We start from the raw sequence: 17,250 nt of genomic DNA on the forward strand, positions 1-17,250 counted from the left end.
ATTGTAAAAATGATTAAAAGAATTTCTCTAGGATTACTGATTGTAATGTTATCGACCTCCTGTGTATCGAAGAAAATTTATAATGATTTAGAAAATAAGTTCGCGGATTTAAAAAAAGAAAATAAAAGTATCTCTGATGAGAATACGGAACTTTTGAAAACCAAGAACCAATTAGAATTAGAGCGTGACGCATTAAAGGAGGAATTGAATAAAGTAAAATCGGAAAGGGATAAATTACTTGCGGATTATGATGCTTTGAAAAACAAAATGAATGTTTTGCAGGAGTCATACAAAGCCTTGGAAAAAAACAGTAACGAAGCTTTGCAATCTAATATGAACAAGAATCGTGATTTGCTGGCGCAGCTTGACGCGAAAGGAAAAGCATTGGCAATAGAGCAAGAACGTTTAAACAAAAGCGCACAAAGATTGCAGGAATTAGAAGGATTAATTGCTGCTAAGGAAGCAAATATGAGAAAGTTGAAGGAAACTCTTTCTAAGGCGTTGAATAGTTTTGAAGGTAAAGGATTGACTGTAGAGCAAAAAAACGGAAAAGTATATGTTTCTATGGAAAACAAACTGCTTTTCAACTCTGGTAGTTGGACTGTTGGTTCAGAAGGGAAGAAAGCGGTAGTTGCACTCGGAAAAGTGTTGGGAGAAAATCCTGATATTTCGGTTCTTATTGAAGGACATACAGATGATGATCCTTTTAATGGTTCTGGTCCAATTGCGGACAACTGGGATTTGTCAACTAAAAGAGCGACTTCGATTGTGGCTATTTTGAGTGAAAACAAAGCTATCAATAAGCAAAATCTTACTGCTGCAGGAAGAGGAGAATTTTCGCCACTTGGCAGTAATGCAACAGCCGAAGGAAAAGCAAAGAATCGTAGAATAGAAATTATCTTAACGCCAAGATTAGACGAAATTGCTGAAATGCTGAATGATCTTAACTAAGGTAAAAAGAATATAAAACTAAAAGGCTCAAAAGGATAACTTTGGGTCTTTTTTTATTGAAAATCAACCGGCTTTATAACCAATTTAAGCAAGTTGAGAGATTGTATTTTTTCGTAACTTTGGTGTTATAAATCAATAATTATGGGAGTTCCAGAATTAAAAAATAAAATTCAACTTCAATTAGAGCTTGCAGACGAACGTGTGCTTCGTATTGTATCATCCGTTTTTGATAATTATTTAAATGAAATTGTCTCTTGTGATTCAAAAGGAAATGCAATAACACTTTTAGAATACCATAATAAGGTAGAAGAAGGGTTGGAAGATGTCAAATACAAGCGAGTAACTTCTAAAGAAAAATTGGAGATTGAAATGAAGGATTGGGATAATGAGTAGCACTTCTTTTGAGGTTTTTTGGACACATAATGCTAAAGAAGACCTGAAAAATATCTATGTCTCATTGAAAGGAAATATTTCAAAAGAAGTAGCACGAAAAATTAGAGAAGAATTATTTAATAGCTCTGATCTGATTACTTTTCCGGAACAGTTTCAGCTGGATGAATATCGATCAGATTGTAGACGATTGATTGTAAGGGATTACAAAATATTGTATCAATTTAAGGATGATTCTATTTTCATAATTAGAGTTTTCAATACGCTTCAGGATCCATCAAAAAGTATGAGGTAGGCGAGTTTCTCAAATAATGTTTTAAAGGTTCAGGGTTTATGCTTTGAGCCTTTTTTGTTGTCTAAAAGCATAAACGTTTCTTAAAAATAGTTTAATTGGAATCCAAAAACAACGTATAAAATATACTTTTGTATCTTAATTTAGAATCTCAAATATGAAATATACTACTTTGCCCAACACTGATGTAAAAGTGAGTAAAATATGTCTTGGTACCATGACTTTTGGCGAGCAAAATACCGAAGCCGAAGGCCATGCTCAGATGGATTATGCCCTTGAAAAAGGGGTCAATTTTTTTGACACTGCCGAAATGTACTCGGTTCCGGGAAGAAAAGAGACTTATGGAAGTACCGAAAGAATAATAGGAACTTGGTTCAAAAAAACAGGAAATAGAGATAAGGTGGTTTTAGCGTCTAAAATTGCGGGTCCCAATCCTAATTTTGGATACATGCGCGAGAAGCTTGATTTTTCGCCAGAAAGTATAAAATATGCCTTGGATAATAGCTTGCAACGCCTACAAACGGATTATGTAGACTTGTATCAATTACATTGGCCGGAGCGCAAAACCAATTATTTTGGGCAACGCGGTTTTAAAGTTCAGGAAGATGCCTGGGAAGATAATATTCATGCGGTTTTAGAAACCTTAGACGGCTTTGTCAAAGAAGGAAAGATCAAGCATATTGGACTTTCTAACGAAACGCCTTGGGGGATTATGCGTTTTTTAGAAGAGAGTAAATACCATAATTTACCGAAAATAAAAACGGTTCAAAATCCATATTCTTTATTAAATAGACTTTTTGAAGTAGGTTCGGCAGAAGTTTGTCTAAGAGAAAATGTAGGTTTGTTGGCCTATTCACCATTGGCTTTTGGAGTATTGTCCGGGAAATTTTTGACGGGAGAGAGTCACCCAAATGCAAGGATTAATTTATTCCCAAATTATTCCAGATATAGTAGCGCTCAGTGTACCGAAGCGACCAAATTGTATAGCGAAATTGCAAAGAAAAACGGATTGACTTTAACCCAATTGTCATTGGCATTTATTGAACAGCAAACATTTGTGACCAGCACAATTATTGGTGCTACTACTATGGAGCAATTAAAAGAGAATATTGATACAATTAATGTGTCACTTTCGGAAGAAATTGTAGCGGCAATAAATCAAGTTCAGGCAATAATCCCGAATCCTGCACCGTAAATATTGGTTTTAACCACAAAGAGCACAAAGCTTTTTTACACAAAATCCACAAAGGAAAAATACAAAACAAATCCTTTGTGGTCTTTGTGGTTAAAAATCAAATTCCTCAATCGCAGGCAATGAATCTGTGGGAATCGAGTCTTTTACTTTTAATCGAAGATAGGATTTTGCAGGACCTGAAATATGCATTGGTTGGTGTTTGTAAATGGTGTCATCAAGACTCAAAAGACCTCTTCGGATCATGATGTTCGTTAAAAAAGACTCTTGTTTTACGGCAAATTCTTTCAGTGCTCCTTCATCGTTAAACTGGTACATGAATTTCCCAGGGCTGGGAATAATTCGGGCGAGAAACAAGCATTCGTTCAAGTTGAGTTCAGAGGGGTTTTTCTGGAAATAAAAACGACTTGCTTCGCCTATTCCATAAACATTTGGCCCCCATTCGATGATATTGAAATACACTTCCAGTATGCGTTCTTTGCTTGCTATTCGGTTGTTTTCCAATATGTAAACCAATAAGATTTCTTCCAGTTTTCGAGACAAGGTTTTTTCTCGGGTCAGGAAAACATTTTTTACTAATTGCATGCTTATGGTGCTGGCACCGCGCGAGAATTTCTTGGTTTTTATGTTTTTTATGATCGATTGTTTAAAGGCTTCATTGATAAAACCATGATGCGAAAAGAACGAAGGATCCTCGGTGGTTAACACGCATTTTCTTAAATAAGGGGAAATTTGCTCTAGAGGCGTGTAATTTGGATTGGTATTTCCAACTAAAATGGGACGTTGCAATACGTCTTTTATTATGGCACGATAAATAAATTCGCTGTTGAGTTTATTGAGATTCGCTTCTCCGTATTTGGTTATTTTTAAGTTTTCTTTTTTTAGATTACTATCAAAAACTAATTCTTTTGGTTTGTTTTTATTGTATTTAAAGTTTAACTTATAATCAAAAGAACCTTCGGCTTCCATGCCTTGAAAATGAGTAAAAAGTCCGTCAGGAAGAGAGGAAATGAAATCCTGAGCTTTCATTTTTGGAAGCGCTACTTTGAGTTTATAAATGGTGTCTTCCGAAGTTTCGTAAGCAACATAAGGATGAAATTTAATTTTATTGAGTTGCACGGTAGAACTGCTGTCTATAGAAATAAAATCACTACCTAAGAGAAAACGATAGTCAAATCGTGCGTTTTTGATAACGACGTCTTTACGGGCAATTTTTGGGTGGCGTATTTTTAAATTAGCGATTGAAGTGAAGCCGTCGATGTGCAATTCACCGCCGCTTCGGTCTATGTTTTCTATGTTTAATCGTATGGAATCAAAGCTGGAGATTAGATTGTAACGCTCGTCAAAATAAGGAACTTTGATGGCTCCTGTGTCGATATTATAGAAACGGATGTCTGCTTTTTTATTTCTGGGATCGGCAAATCCTTTTATTTTCCAGCGCTGAGCAAAAGTGTTGGTCTGTACATTTATAGCAGTTTCCAGTTCTTTGTCAAGAAGCACTAATTTCTTGATGTCGATGGTCGCTTTTTTTCCGTTATCGTTTAGTTTGAAAGTCAGATTTTCGATGCTCATATCTGTAGGAACGAGATTTAGCACTTTTGAAATAATTCGATAGGCAAAAGCAGCATAATCTTTTTTGTCATTGGAAGTTGGTTCCTTGTTGTCTTTTTTCAGAAAAGCGGCAAAGTTTTTCACATCGCCTTTTTGTGTTAGTTGTACCAATCCATTTTTGATTTCTAGAGTACCTAATTGAACTTCACCAAGCAACAAATGCCAAAGATTAACACTGGTTCTCATTTTTTGGATACTGAAAAGACTGTCGGCATTCTTAGGAGTCAGTGTTATTTCGGTCAAACTCACGCCCGAAATTCCTTCAAAAGTAGCTTCTTTTACGCTGAAATTACTGTCGTAGTTTTGTTCTATTTTGGTTGCTGCTTTTGCAATGGCTTGTTTTAAAAGGGAATCTCTAAAAGCGAAAAAGGCAATTGCTATAATTATGAAAAATACCGACAGTACTTTTAAAAGTAAAATTATTTTCTGTTTTCCGGTTTTCATGAATTATAAGGCATTTATTAGATAATTTAAGATTATCTAAAGTCATTTTTACAGCGCTTGCTAAGGAAGCAAATTTAAAGAAATAAGTTCTAAACAATTTTCTAAATTTTATTATTTCCTTGTTAAAATATAAAAACCGCAATGTTTTCATTGCGGTTTTATCGATTGATATAATTGGTTTGTTTATTGATTGTAGAATTTTTTGACTTTGGCCACGATTTGATTCGAAGTCATATTGTCGGCGGTTTCAACAGATTTGAGTTTGCTTGCAATTGCTGATTTATCTTCATTGATTTTCTTTTCCAGTTTTGTTTTTGTATCGGCTGGACCAAAAATATAAAGCTCATCCGCTCCATTTATGTTTGAAATAACGTCTTTTAGATAAGCATTGGTTTGGTGTTTTTTTCTTTCGTCAAATGATTTTTGAGAATCGATATGCTGATTTCCAAAAAAACTGCCTTTGTCACCTTCTTTATCATGATAGACACGATTTTCTAAATCCGATTGAATTTCGGTTATGCTTTCTTTTCCTCCATTTAAAGTTACAATTATTGCTTTTGTGGAGTCAATCCAAATACCAGCTTGCTTTTTCATCTTTTATGGTTTAAGTAATTAGACAATTTTAAATTTTAAAAAGGGAAAATGATATTTAACTTAATGTTACTGCCCAAAAACTGTTTTTATATGGGTCGCAAACTATTGTTTTTTTTCAGATAGTTGTGTCTTTTATAGGTTTTAAAAAAAAGAAAAGATTCGTTTTATAAAATTACAAAATATAAACAAGGTTAATGTTAAAATTAACATGTAAATAACTAATTTACAGTACTTAGTGTTGTTTTATCCAAAAAGCATACTTGCTACATCTTCAATTTTGGCTACCAATTCAATTTTGATTCCTGTGTTTTTCAAAGCTATTTTGTTGTATTTAGATACAAAAATGGTAGTGAAACCCAGCTTTTCGGCTTCCTGAATGCGTTGGTCTACGCGGTTCACGGGACGGATTTCTCCGGATAAGCCTACTTCTCCAGCAAAGCAAAAACCTTTGTTTACAGCAATGTCTTCATTTGAGGATAAAATGGCTGCGACAACGGCAAGGTCAATAGCAGGATCATCAACGGAAATTCCTCCTGTGATGTTAAGGAAAACATCTTTGGCTCCTAGACGAAAACCGGCACGTTTTTCCAGAACGGCAAGAATCATATTGAGTCTTTTGGCATTGTAGCCCGTGGTACTGCGTTGTGGGGTTCCGTAAACTGCGGTGCTTACTAGTGATTGAATTTCTATCATTAACGGGCGCATGCCTTCGAGTGTAGTAGCAATGGCGGTTCCTGATAATTCTTCGTCTTTGTGTGAAATTAATATCTCCGAAGGATTCGAAACTTCTCGTAAGCCGCTTCCCAGCATTTCATAAATTCCTATTTCGGCTGTAGAACCAAAACGATTTTTTAAAGAGCGCAATATTCGGTAAACATGATTTCTGTCGCCTTCAAATTGAAGCACCGTGTCAACCATATGCTCCAGAATTTTAGGACCGGCAATGTTTCCGTCTTTGGTAATATGGCCAATAAGAATCACGGGAATGTTGGTTTCTTTGGCAAATTTGATCAACTCGGCAGTGGTTTCTCTAATTTGAGAAATACTTCCCGCCGTTGATTCAATATAATCGGTGTGAAGGGTTTGAATCGAATCGATGATTACGATTTCGGGTTCAATGGCTTCAATTTGTTTGAAAATGTTTTGTGTTTTGGTTTCGGTAAGTATGTAGCAGTTGTCGCTGCTAGGTGTAATCCTTTCGGCGCGCATTTTTATTTGCTTTTGGCTTTCTTCGCCCGAAACATATAGGGTTTTATAAGGTAGCTTTAATGAAATTTGAAGTAAAAGCGTACTTTTTCCTATTCCGGGTTCACCGCCCAAAAGCGTAAGAGAACCAGGAACGATTCCACCTCCAAGCACGCGATTGAGTTCGGAATCAGTGGTGTCCATTCGGATTTCCTGAGTCGAATCGATTTCGGTAATTTTTAAGGGTTTTGGCGCTCTATTATTTGGAGTAGGTTCGCTTTTCCAAGCTACTTTCTCTTGTTTTTGTATGATTTCTTCTGCAATGGTATTCCATTCTTTACAGGCGTTGCATTGTCCTTGCCATTTAGCGTAGGATGTTCCGCAACTCTGGCAGAAAAAAGAGGTTTTAACTTTCGACATTATTTTTTGGTTATTAAACTTTTCATGTCTTCATATTTATTGAACATCATGTCCTTTGTCAGGTCACCGATTTCTTCTAATTGTGAGGCATGTTGGTATTTTGCGGCTGCTCTTTTTGGATCGTCCATTTTTTCATACATTAATCCCAATTCATAGGAAGCCAGCATTGATTTTGGATAGTTTTTATCGGCGATTTCAGCTAATTTATCTAACTCTCTGTAAGCTTTGTTCTTCAGAATGGCTGCTTCGATTGCTTTGAAATCATTCAATCTGATTTGGGGTTTTAAACTTAATTTGTTCGATATAATGTCGTATTTTTTTATCAAATAGTCAACATGTCCCTCTTGGAGGACAACAATTTTATCTGAAAACTCAGAAGAAGAAATTGGTTTGTACGAATCAAATATCTGATAGAGCGCATTTGGAATAGCAAATACTACTAACGAATAGTGTGATGCACCTTTGAATTCATCGTATTTGTAATCAACTAAGGTGTTTGAGGTCAATTTTATATTACCATCAAGTTTTTGTATGGGTTCTCGGAGTTGTTTAATATCGCCATCGGCTGAGGATTGGTAATAAAAAACGGTCTTCTTTAATTTAGAAAGTTTATCCGGTATTCGGTTTTCCATTTCTGGAGCCAATTCAGGACTTAGAGAAATATAGGCGTTGAATAATGGGTTTTCCTTGTATAGGAAAAAGTTCAAATAACCCGCTGTTGTATCGTGTCCTGCTATAATTCGGAATGGGGCTGTGCGGTATTTTTTTTCGATGTAAGGTAATAATTCACTACCAATGAATTCAAAAAAAGCGGCTCCTTTTTTAGAGGGTAAACCTTCGGTATCATCGTATTGACAATCCTGCATCCGAGTTTTCTTTTGGTTGATTCCAATAATAATTGTTTCTGGTAAATCATCCCAGTAGGCACCATAACTCAATGCTCCATAAAAAGGGTCGAATAAATAATCACCGTCTAATAAGACAAGGATGGGATATCTTTTAGTAGGATTGTTCTCGTAAGAATGAGGTAAGCTGATGGTGATTTCTCGCGGCTCTCCTAATTTGCTTGAATTGAATAGTTCTGTCTTTTTTTGTGAAAACATGCAAACGGAAAAAAAAAGCAATAAGAATGTCTGTTTCATAATTCAGGATTTTTTAGAAAAAGAAAAGGATTGTAAATGGAGTACCAATATAATACTTTAAATTAATAAAAAAGTAAGAGGTGTAAACTCAGGATTAGAATCAAGAGAGAATACGGATTTTTATTAAAAGTAAGGCATAACGCGATTCTCAAAATACAGCCGTAAATTGAAGAAACAGAAAATGAGAGGTTTGCAATATTTAGGTTAAAGAATTGTTTTCTTCGTTTGGAAAAATAATCCAAGGAGTAAAGCTTTTTGCTTCTTCAAAGTCAATTGTAGCGTATGAAATGATAATAATAATATCATCTTTTTGTACCTTTCTGGCTGCAGGGCCGTTTAAGGTTATTTCGCCGGAATTTTTCTCTCCTTTTATCGCGTAGGTTTCAAAACGTTCGCCATTATTGATGTTTACAATAGAAACTTTTTCTCCCTCAATGATGTTAGAAGCTTCTAATAGGGTTTCGTCTATAGTAATACTACCGATATAATTTAAATCAGCTCCGGTTACTTTTACACGATGTATTTTGGATTTTAAAACTTGAATTTGCATGCTACAAAAGTAAATTAATTTAATGAAATGGTGTCAATCAATCTAATATTATTGACAAAAACAGCTATAAAAGCGCGGTATTTTTTGCTGTCGCTTTTAGTTTCGCAAGGCGTGAGTGTTGCTTCATCGGCAATTTGAAAGTATTCTAGTTCAAAAGCGGGATTGTTGGCAAAGGTTTTTTCGACCCATTCTGTCACGTATTCTGCGCTTTTGGTTTGGAATTGTTCTTTAGCTTCTAATAGGGTTTTGAAAATGAAGCTGCTTTCTTCCTTTTGCTCTTCTGTCAGGCGTTCGTTTCTGGAACTCATTGCAAGGCCATTTGACGCTCTGTAGATTGGGCAACCAATTACATTTACTTCGAGATTGTTTTTTTGAACCATCTTTTTTATAATTTGCAACTGTTGGAAATCCTTTTCTCCAAAATAGGCATTGGTTGGCGTTACAATTTCAAAAAGACGTTTTACGATGGTGCCGACGCCATTAAAATGACCTGGCCTGAATTTGCCTTCCATCTGATTCTCTAGTCCGTCAAAGTCAAAATCTTGCGATAGTACTTTTCCTTCGTAAATATCGTCTACCGAAGGGGCAAAAACTATAATAGAATTGTTTAATTGAGCAATTTTTTGAGTGTCTTCTTCTAAAGTTCTTGGGTATTTTTCTAGATCTTCAGAGTTGTTGAACTGGGTAGGATTTACAAAAATGCTTACTACTGTATGTTCGTTTTCTGCCAGTGATTGTTGCATCAATGAAAGGTGTCCTTGATGCAAAGCACCCATAGTTGGGATAAATCCAACAGTGGAATTTTTGGTTTTAATGGATTTTAAATAATCCATTAAAGCCACTTTTCCATAGAAAATAGGCATGGTGTTTTTATTAAAATTAAGTGCAAACATAATATATTAGTCAATAACTGCATAAATTTTTGTAATTTTGCGTGGTTTTTATTACCAATAAACTAAGCAAATTATAATATGAAAGATAAGAGGATATTATACGTATCATCTGAAGTGGTGCCTTATCTGGCTGAAAATGAAGTTTCTTTGATGTCTTACGATGTTCCAAAGATGGTTAATGATCAGGGTGGGCAAATCAGAATTTTTATGCCAAGATATGGGAATATCAATGAAAGAAGACATCAATTACATGAAGTAATTCGACTTTCTGGGATGAATTTGGTAGTAAATGACTTAGATATGCCTTTGATAATTAAAGTGGCTTCTATTCCAAAAGAAAGAATTCAAGTTTATTTTATTGATAATGATGAGTATTTCAAAAGGAAAGCAACTTTTGCCGATGAAGAAGGCGTGATGTATCATGATAATGACGAACGTGCTATTTTCTTTGCTAAGGGAGTTGTGGAGACTGTCAAAAAATTAAATTGGGTTCCAGATATTATACATGTTCATGGTTGGATGGCTGCAATGTTGCCTATATACATGAAGCATTTTTACAAGAACGAGGCGCTTTTCTCGGATACTAAGATAGTTACCTCGGTATATAGCCAATCATTCGATAATAATTTGGATTTGGAAATGATAAATAAAGTTAAGCTTGACGGAGTTCCTGATGATGCTGTTTCTGATTTGTCAATTCCTAATTATGAGAATATTATGAAGGCAACGATTAAACATTCGGATGCGGTAATTATAGCTTCAAATGGTGTTTCTTCAAGTTTAACAAAATATATAGAATCTTCAGGAAAACCTTTTTTACCTTTCGTCCCTAAAGATGCATTCGCTGAGGCGTATACCAATTTTTATAACAACGAGGTTCTATAAATTTTAAACTTTTATTATTAAGTATGTACAACAATTCTTTTATCAATAAAATTCTAATAGTTGCTAGTGTTCTTTTTTTGTATTCCTGTGATAAAGACTATAATTCAATTGGGGATGGTTTAATAGGTGACAATCATTTTGATCTTAATGGTGAATTTTATGATGTTTTGGCTTACAACCAAAAAACAAGTGCAGTGCAATCAAATAACTTGCCTATTAATGCTTTAGGGATGTATGATAACGCTAATTTTGGAACCACTACGGCTAATTTTGCAACTCAGCTAACTTTAGATGCATTAAGTCCAACAATTGGTAAAAATCCTGTAATCGAAAGTGTTGTTTTGACAATTCCTTATTTCAGTACTTTAAAATCTACTGACGAGAAGGGTGATCATGTGTATACGCTAGATTCAATTTATGGCCCAAGTGATGCGAAAATTAAGTTAAGTGTTTATGAATCTGGGTACTTTATGAGAGATTTGGATCCTATTGGTGGATTTCAAGAGGCTCAAAAATACTTTACAGATCAAAATGCTAATTTTGATGATTTAAAAGGAAGTGTTCTTTTGAATGATGCTGCTAATGTTGCACAAAATAGTGCTTTTTTCTTTGATCCTGCTGAATATAAAGTAACTACTACCGTTGATGATAAAGAGACGGTAAATAGAACCCCCCCGGCAATGCGTTTAGATCTTAATAAGTCTTTTTTTAAGACTAAGATAATTGATGCCGTGGCATCTGGGAAGCTGGCTACAAACGAGGTTTTCAAAAATTATTTTAGAGGATTGTATTTCAAAATAGAGAAGTCTGGTAGTGATAAAGGAGCTTTGGCTATGTTGAATTTTAAATCAGGTAAGATCACTATTAAATACAAAGAAGATACATCTGATACTGATGCTACTAAGGTTGAAAAGGAAATTGTTCTTAATATGTCCGGAAATACAGTGAGCTTGCTGAGTAATGACTTCGCTGTTAATGGAACAACTTATGGGGCTTTGCCAAATAAAGGGAATACCGCTGATGGTGACGAGAAATTGTATTTAAAAGGGGGAGACGGTGCAGTTGCAGTTGTTGAGCTTTTTAGTAAGACAGATTTAAAAGGATATGATAGTGAAGGGAATTTAACAGGGCCTAATAATGTTTCGGATGAGTTAGATGATTTGCGTAATCTTAAGTCGGGTCAACAAAAGTTAGTAAATGAAGCTAATCTTGTTTTTCATATTGATGATGGGTTAATGGCAAACAGTAAGGAGCCGATGAGGGTTTATTTATTTGATATGGATAATAACACACCATTACTAGATTATTATGCCGATGGTACAAGCGGAGGAAGTAGTAAAAACGAGAAAGTTATTTTTGGAGGTTTGTTGGATAACACAAAGGCTGGGGATGGGATTTATAAGATTAGAATTACTAATCATGTTCGAAACCTTATTAAAGACAAGACTGCCAAAAATGTAAACTTAGGACTAGTTGTTGCAAATGATATAACTACGCCTTCAGTTGTATCTTATAAATTAAAGAATTCGGTTTCTCCGTTGTTTCAGTTGCCAGTGGCATCTGTGATGAGTCCTTTGGGGACTGTACTTCATGGAAGTAATAAGCAGAGTGTTCCAGATGCTAAAAGATTAAAGTTTCAAATTTATTTCACGAAATCTAATTAACTAAAATATGTGCGGAATTGTTGGATACATAGGCCACCGAGAGGCTTATCCCATTGTTATAAAAGGATTGAAAAGACTAGAGTATAGAGGGTACGATAGTGCTGGTGTCATGATATATGACGGTAAGGATGTAAAGCTTTGCAAGACTAAAGGTAAGGTTGTAGACCTTGAAGCAAAAGCGATTAAAGAAATCACTACTAACGGTAATATAGGTATTGGACATACGCGTTGGGCTACTCATGGTGTGCCTAATGATGTGAATTCGCATCCACATTGTTCTAATTCTGGTGAACTGGTAATTATCCATAATGGGATAATTGAAAACTACGCTCCTTTAAAAGAAGAACTAATCAAGAGAGGTTATGTTTTTCATTCAGATACAGATACTGAAGTGCTTGTTAATCTTATCGAAGAAGTACAAAAGAAAGAAAAACTTAAATTAGGTAAGGCTGTTCAAATAGCTCTTAACCAAGTGGTAGGTGCTTATGCTATTGCTGTATTTGATAAGAAAAATCCAGATGAAATTGTAGCGGCTCGTTTAGGAAGTCCACTAGCTATTGGTATCGGAGAGGGAGAGTATTTTATTGCTTCTGATGCATCGCCTTTTATCGAATATACTTCTAATGCTGTTTATTTAGAAGACGGCGAGATGGCAAATGTGAGGTTGCATAAAGCGATGAAAGTTAGAAAAATCAAAGATGACTCTTTGGTTGATCCTTATATTCAGGAGCTTCAGATGAACTTGGAGCAAATTGAAAAAGGAGGTTATGATCACTTCATGTTGAAAGAGATTTTTGAACAACCAAGTGTTATAAAAGATACCTATCGTGGAAGACTTCATGCAAATGAGGGAATTGTTCGAATGGCAGGTGTAGAGGATAATTTAGAGAAATTCCTGAATGCCGAGAGGATTATTATAGTTGCTTGTGGTACATCATGGCATGCCGGTTTGGTTGCTGAATATATATTTGAAGAATTCGCACGTATACCTGTTGAAGTTGAATATGCTTCGGAGTTTAGGTATAGAAATCCAATTATAAGCAGCAAAGATGTAGTAATTGCCATTTCTCAGTCTGGTGAAACAGCTGATACTATGGCTGCTATTAAGTTAGCTAAAGAAAATGGTGCCTTTGTTTTTGGGGTTTGTAACGTTGTAGGCTCTTCTATATCGAGGGAGACTCATGCGGGAGCTTATACCCATGCTGGACCTGAAATTGGTGTTGCTTCTACTAAAGCTTTCACAACTCAGATTACGGTATTAACGATGATTGCATTGCGTTTGGCAAAAGCCAAAGGAACTTTGTCTCATTCAGATTTCCACATGTATTTACAAGAACTTGAATTAATTCCTGAGAAGGTAAAAGAGGCTTTGGAAACCAATGATAGAGCAAAAGAGATTGCAGCAGTTTTTAAAGATGCGCCAAATTGTTTGTATTTAGGTAGAGGATATAATTTCCCAGTAGCACTTGAAGGGGCTTTAAAGCTAAAAGAAATATCATATATTCATGCTGAAGGTTATCCTGCGGCAGAAATGAAGCACGGGCCAATTGCTTTGATAGATGATCAAATGCCGGTAATTATTATTGCGCCAAAGCAAGGGCATTATGATAAGATAGTAAGTAATATTCAGGAAATTAAATCCAGAAGCGGAAGGATTATAGCAGTTGTTACTAAGGGTGATACGCAAGTTCGTGAATTAGCGGACTATGTTATCGAAATTCCTGAAACTTCAGATGCTTTGTCTCCGTTGATTACTACAATTCCTTTGCAACTTTTGTCTTATTACATTGCTGTAATGAGGGGTTGTAATGTTGATCAACCGCGTAATTTAGCAAAGTCAGTTACGGTTGAATAGATGATTTTGAGATAGATAATGAAAAGCGAGGCCTGTGCCTCGCTTTTTTTTTGATTTTTTTGAAAAATATTACTTTTGCGATATATCTCTTTTTTCCCATAAAAATTATATGTATGCATAGTATATATTATCTTTTTAACAATATTTCAATAATATATTCAATAAAGCAAAATAAAGAATAAGTTAAAATAATATAAAAATGTTGATGATAATTAAATTTTTTTTATGTTTTTTTATTGATATTGAAAATATTTGTATTTTGGCGATGTAAATCAATAAAATTTAACCACATGAGAATTTATTTGCTTTTTTTGTCTTTGTTTTTTTGTAGCATAAGTTTTGCTCAGAATTCGATTTCGGGTTCGGTTGTAGATAGTGGCAACCAAGCTGTTTTTGGGGCTAATATTAAAATTGTTGGAGGGGGTGCCGCTAATACGGTAACGGACAGTGATGGAAAGTTTACTTTAGTTTCTTCAATGAAGCCACCGTTCGTAATTGAAATTTCATGTGTTGGTTTCCTTTCAAAAAAGGTAAATGTTACCTCTAGTAACCAAAAACTGAATGTTGTTTTAAATGATGAGGAGACATTGCTTAATGAAATAGTGGTGTCGGCGTCAAGAACACCTGAGCGAGTTTTAGAATCTCCGGTTACTATCGAAAGGATGGGAATTGCTGATATCAAAAAGACTGCGTCTGCGAGTTTTTATGACGGTTTGGAGGATTTGAAAGAAGTTCAAATGAATACCAGTAGTTTGTCTTTTAAGTCGATTAATACTCGTGGTTTTGCCACGGTAGCTAATACGCGTTTTATGCAGTTGGTTGATGGAATGGATAATTCTTCTCCATTGTTGAATTTTGTATTAGGGAATATGATTGGTATTTCTGAAATCGATGTTCAAAGTGTGGAGTTGTTGCCTGGTGCGTCTTCTGCTTTGTATGGAGCTAATGCTTTTAACGGTATCTTGTTTATGAACAGTAAAAGTCCGTTCACAAGTCAAGGGATTACGGCTTACGCCAAATATGGTCAGACAGTTCAGCAAGCCGCCGGTTCTAATGATTATATTGATTATGGAGTTAGGATGGCGCATGCTTTTAGTTCTAAATTAGCTGGTAAGGTTAATTTTACTTACATGAGAGGTACAGATTGGCATGCAACGAATTATGATGATAAAATCACTCCTGGCAGAACCAGAAGTCATTATGGTTATGATGGTATTAATGTGTATGGGGATGAAGTTGCGACTGTAATAGCGGCTCCAACATTGCCTAGTGACAAGGTTTCAAGAACGGGTTATAACGAAGTGGATCTTACCGATAATAAGGCGAGTAATACTAAAATTGACTTTTCTCTTCATTACAGACCTTTAGGGAATGAAAATTTAGAAGTGATTTGGCAGAGTAAATTCGGTTTTGGTAATGCTGTTTATCAGGGAGCGAATAGGTATTATCTGAATGATTTTTTTATGCAGCAGCATAAAATAGAAGTTAAGGGTAAGAACTTTTTTGTGAGAGGCTATACGACAAATGAAGATGGGGGAAAATCCTATGATATGCTTTTTACGGGGATTAATATTAATAGAATGTGGAAAGCGGATAAAAACTGGTTTACAGATTATGCAACCGCTTATGCTCAGGCAACTTTGGCAGGTCAATTTCCTGAACAAGCACATGCTGGGGCTAGGAATTTTGCAGATTATAACATTTCGCCAACAGGACTATTGGGAGGAACGGTTTTAGCACCTTATGTAGATCCTGCGAATCCAAATGCGCCAAATGGTTCGCGTTTTTTACCGGGTTCTCCACAATTTAAAAATGCATTTAATACCGTTATTGCTGAGCCAAGCGTTCTTACAGGTTCAAAATTGGTGGATAATTCTAAGATTTATCATTCTGATGCAAACTATAACTTTAAAGATCTTATAAAGTTTGCTGAAATTCAACTAGGGGGGTCGTATAGACAGTATCAATTGAATTCTCATGGTAGGATTTATACTGATCTAAATGGTCCTATTTACTATAACGAATACGGTGCTTATACTCAGTTGACTAAAAAACTTGTAGACGAAAGATTGAAATTTACGGGCTCTATTCGTTATGATAAATCAAAAAATTTCGACGGTAATGTTTCTCCAAGAGTGTCACTTGTGTATACTGGAGGTGAAAGCAGAAGGCATAATTTCAGAGGATCTTTTCAAACGGGTTTTAGAAACCCATCTACACAAGATCAGTACATAGGATTTAATATTGGTAATGCGGTATTATTAGGTTCTGCGCCAGATAATTTAACTAGGTATTCTGAGGTTAGGGGTAATGACATTAATGGTAGTGGAACAATTTCTAGTTTTGGACAATCTATTCTTGGATCTAACACGGTAGTTCTGACAGGTTTAAATGCGTATAATAATTCCTATACTGCGACTTCTGTAGATCGTTTCAGTCATACAGGGGATGCGTCACTGTTAAGAAAGACGAATGTAGATTATGTGAAGCCAGAAAGGGTTAAAGCATTTGAATTGGGATACCGTTCGTTTATAAATAATGTTTCTGTTGATGTTAATGGATATTATAATATTTATAACGATTTTATTGGAAATTTAAATGTAGTAGCGCCTTATTATGGTACGACGAAAGATTCGCCAAATCCGACTGTTAATCCAGCTGATCCAGGGTTTCAAACGTTGGCCGCTCTAAAAGGGGGTGATTATAGGGCGTATCAATTGTATACTAATACTGATGTAGAGATTGAGTCTCTGGGTTTTGGGCTTGGTCTTTCTAAAAAGGTTTATATGGATTTTGAAGTGGGTGTTAATTATAATTATGCTGAATTTAAATTTGATCAAGCTAAAGATCCAAGCTTTGAAGCAGGTTTCAATACGCCAAAACATAGGGTAAAGGCGTCATTAGGAAATGAAAAGTTGTTCAAAAATCTTGGATTTAACGTAAGCGGAAGATGGAACAGTGAGTATTTATGGCAATCTACAATGGTTGATGGGATGATTGACGCTGCTACTGTAATTGATGCTCAGATTAATTATACTATACCAAAACTTAAATCAACATTGAAATTGGGTGCTTCAAATATTGGCGGAAAAGAATATACTCAAGTGTTGGGAGCTGGTTTGATAGGGCAACAATATTTTGCTTCTTGGACAATCAATCCGTAATTAATTTTATTAATAACA

Annotated in this window: 14 protein-coding genes; 8 read left to right on the forward strand and 6 right to left on the reverse strand. The window is 35.3% G+C overall.

Translation table 11 applies throughout. The features are described from left to right. The first annotated feature begins 9 nt into the window (after nt 1–9). The 4 genes from ACMDB5_RS04625 (at nt 10) to ACMDB5_RS04640 (ending at nt 2,828) form a co-directional block, all read left to right on the forward strand. Entirely contained in the window at nt 10–951 is a 942-nt protein-coding gene (locus ACMDB5_RS04625; protein WP_413999847.1) for an OmpA family protein, read from the forward strand. 141 nt (nt 952–1,092) lie between these two features. Next, complete coding sequence (locus ACMDB5_RS04630; RefSeq protein ID WP_413999848.1) at nt 1,093–1,344, forward strand: hypothetical protein; 252 nt, start codon at nt 1,093–1,095, stop codon at nt 1,342–1,344. Beyond that, entirely contained in the window at nt 1,337–1,636 is a 300-nt protein-coding gene (locus tag ACMDB5_RS04635; RefSeq protein ID WP_413999849.1) for a type II toxin-antitoxin system RelE/ParE family toxin, read from the forward strand. Before ACMDB5_RS04630 ends, ACMDB5_RS04635 begins: the two co-directional genes overlap by 8 nt. Before the next feature lie 154 nt (nt 1,637–1,790). Beyond that, complete coding sequence (locus ACMDB5_RS04640) at nt 1,791–2,828, forward strand: NADP(H)-dependent aldo-keto reductase (protein WP_413999850.1); 1,038 nt, start codon at nt 1,791–1,793, stop codon at nt 2,826–2,828. A 90-nt stretch (nt 2,829–2,918) separates the two neighbouring features. Here ACMDB5_RS04640 and ACMDB5_RS04645 read toward each other — a convergent pair whose 3' ends face one another. The 6 genes from ACMDB5_RS04645 to panC all read right to left on the reverse strand — a co-directional run bounded on the left by ACMDB5_RS04645 (nt 2,919) and on the right by panC (nt 9,664). Beyond that, the gene (locus ACMDB5_RS04645) at nt 2,919–4,880 is read right to left on the reverse strand and encodes a transglycosylase domain-containing protein (RefSeq protein WP_413999851.1); all 1,962 of its coding nucleotides are present in this window, start codon (nt 4,878–4,880) and stop codon (nt 2,919–2,921) included. A gap of 183 nt (nt 4,881–5,063) precedes the next feature. After that, complete coding sequence (locus ACMDB5_RS04650) at nt 5,064–5,474, reverse strand: hypothetical protein (protein ID WP_413999852.1); 411 nt, start codon at nt 5,472–5,474, stop codon at nt 5,064–5,066. 243 nt (nt 5,475–5,717) lie between these two features. Next, on the reverse strand, nt 5,718–7,079 hold the full coding sequence (radA, locus tag ACMDB5_RS04655; RefSeq protein WP_413999853.1) for a DNA repair protein RadA: 1,362 nt from the start codon (nt 7,077–7,079) through the stop codon (nt 5,718–5,720). Continuing rightward, nucleotides 7,079–8,221 (reverse strand): alpha/beta hydrolase, encoded by a 1,143-nt coding sequence (locus ACMDB5_RS04660; RefSeq protein ID WP_413999854.1) that lies wholly within the window; start codon nt 8,219–8,221, stop codon nt 7,079–7,081. Before ACMDB5_RS04660 ends, radA begins: the two co-directional genes overlap by 1 nt. A 199-nt stretch (nt 8,222–8,420) precedes the next feature. Continuing rightward, the gene (panD, locus tag ACMDB5_RS04665) at nt 8,421–8,771 is read right to left on the reverse strand and encodes an aspartate 1-decarboxylase (RefSeq protein ID WP_413999855.1); all 351 of its coding nucleotides are present in this window, start codon (nt 8,769–8,771) and stop codon (nt 8,421–8,423) included. Between the two features lie 14 nt (nt 8,772–8,785). Next, a complete protein-coding gene (gene panC / locus ACMDB5_RS04670; protein WP_413999856.1) occupies nt 8,786–9,664 on the reverse strand; it encodes a pantoate--beta-alanine ligase in 879 nt (292 codons plus the stop codon). A 78-nt stretch (nt 9,665–9,742) separates the two neighbouring features. Here panC and ACMDB5_RS04675 point away from each other — a divergent pair, with 78 nt between their 5' ends. The 4 genes from ACMDB5_RS04675 to ACMDB5_RS04690 all read left to right on the forward strand — a co-directional run bounded on the left by ACMDB5_RS04675 (nt 9,743) and on the right by ACMDB5_RS04690 (nt 17,232). Then, nucleotides 9,743–10,549 (forward strand): glycogen/starch synthase, encoded by an 807-nt coding sequence (locus tag ACMDB5_RS04675; RefSeq protein WP_413999857.1) that lies wholly within the window; start codon nt 9,743–9,745, stop codon nt 10,547–10,549. 23 nt (nt 10,550–10,572) lie between these two features. After that, a complete protein-coding gene (locus tag ACMDB5_RS04680; RefSeq protein WP_413999858.1) occupies nt 10,573–12,213 on the forward strand; it encodes a DUF4270 domain-containing protein in 1,641 nt (546 codons plus the stop codon). Between the two features lie 7 nt (nt 12,214–12,220). Then, nucleotides 12,221–14,068, forward strand: a complete 1,848-nt coding sequence (glmS, locus tag ACMDB5_RS04685) for a glutamine--fructose-6-phosphate transaminase (isomerizing) (protein ID WP_413999859.1) — start codon at nt 12,221–12,223, stop codon at nt 14,066–14,068. A 290-nt stretch (nt 14,069–14,358) separates the two neighbouring features. After that, nucleotides 14,359–17,232, forward strand: a complete 2,874-nt coding sequence (locus ACMDB5_RS04690) for a TonB-dependent receptor domain-containing protein (protein WP_413999860.1) — start codon at nt 14,359–14,361, stop codon at nt 17,230–17,232. Nucleotides 17,233–17,250 lie beyond the last annotated feature (18 nt).

Source organism: Flavobacterium sp. W1B, from assembly GCF_047344965.1.
In the GTDB taxonomy this organism is placed as follows: Bacteria; Bacteroidota; Bacteroidia; order Flavobacteriales; family Flavobacteriaceae; genus Flavobacterium.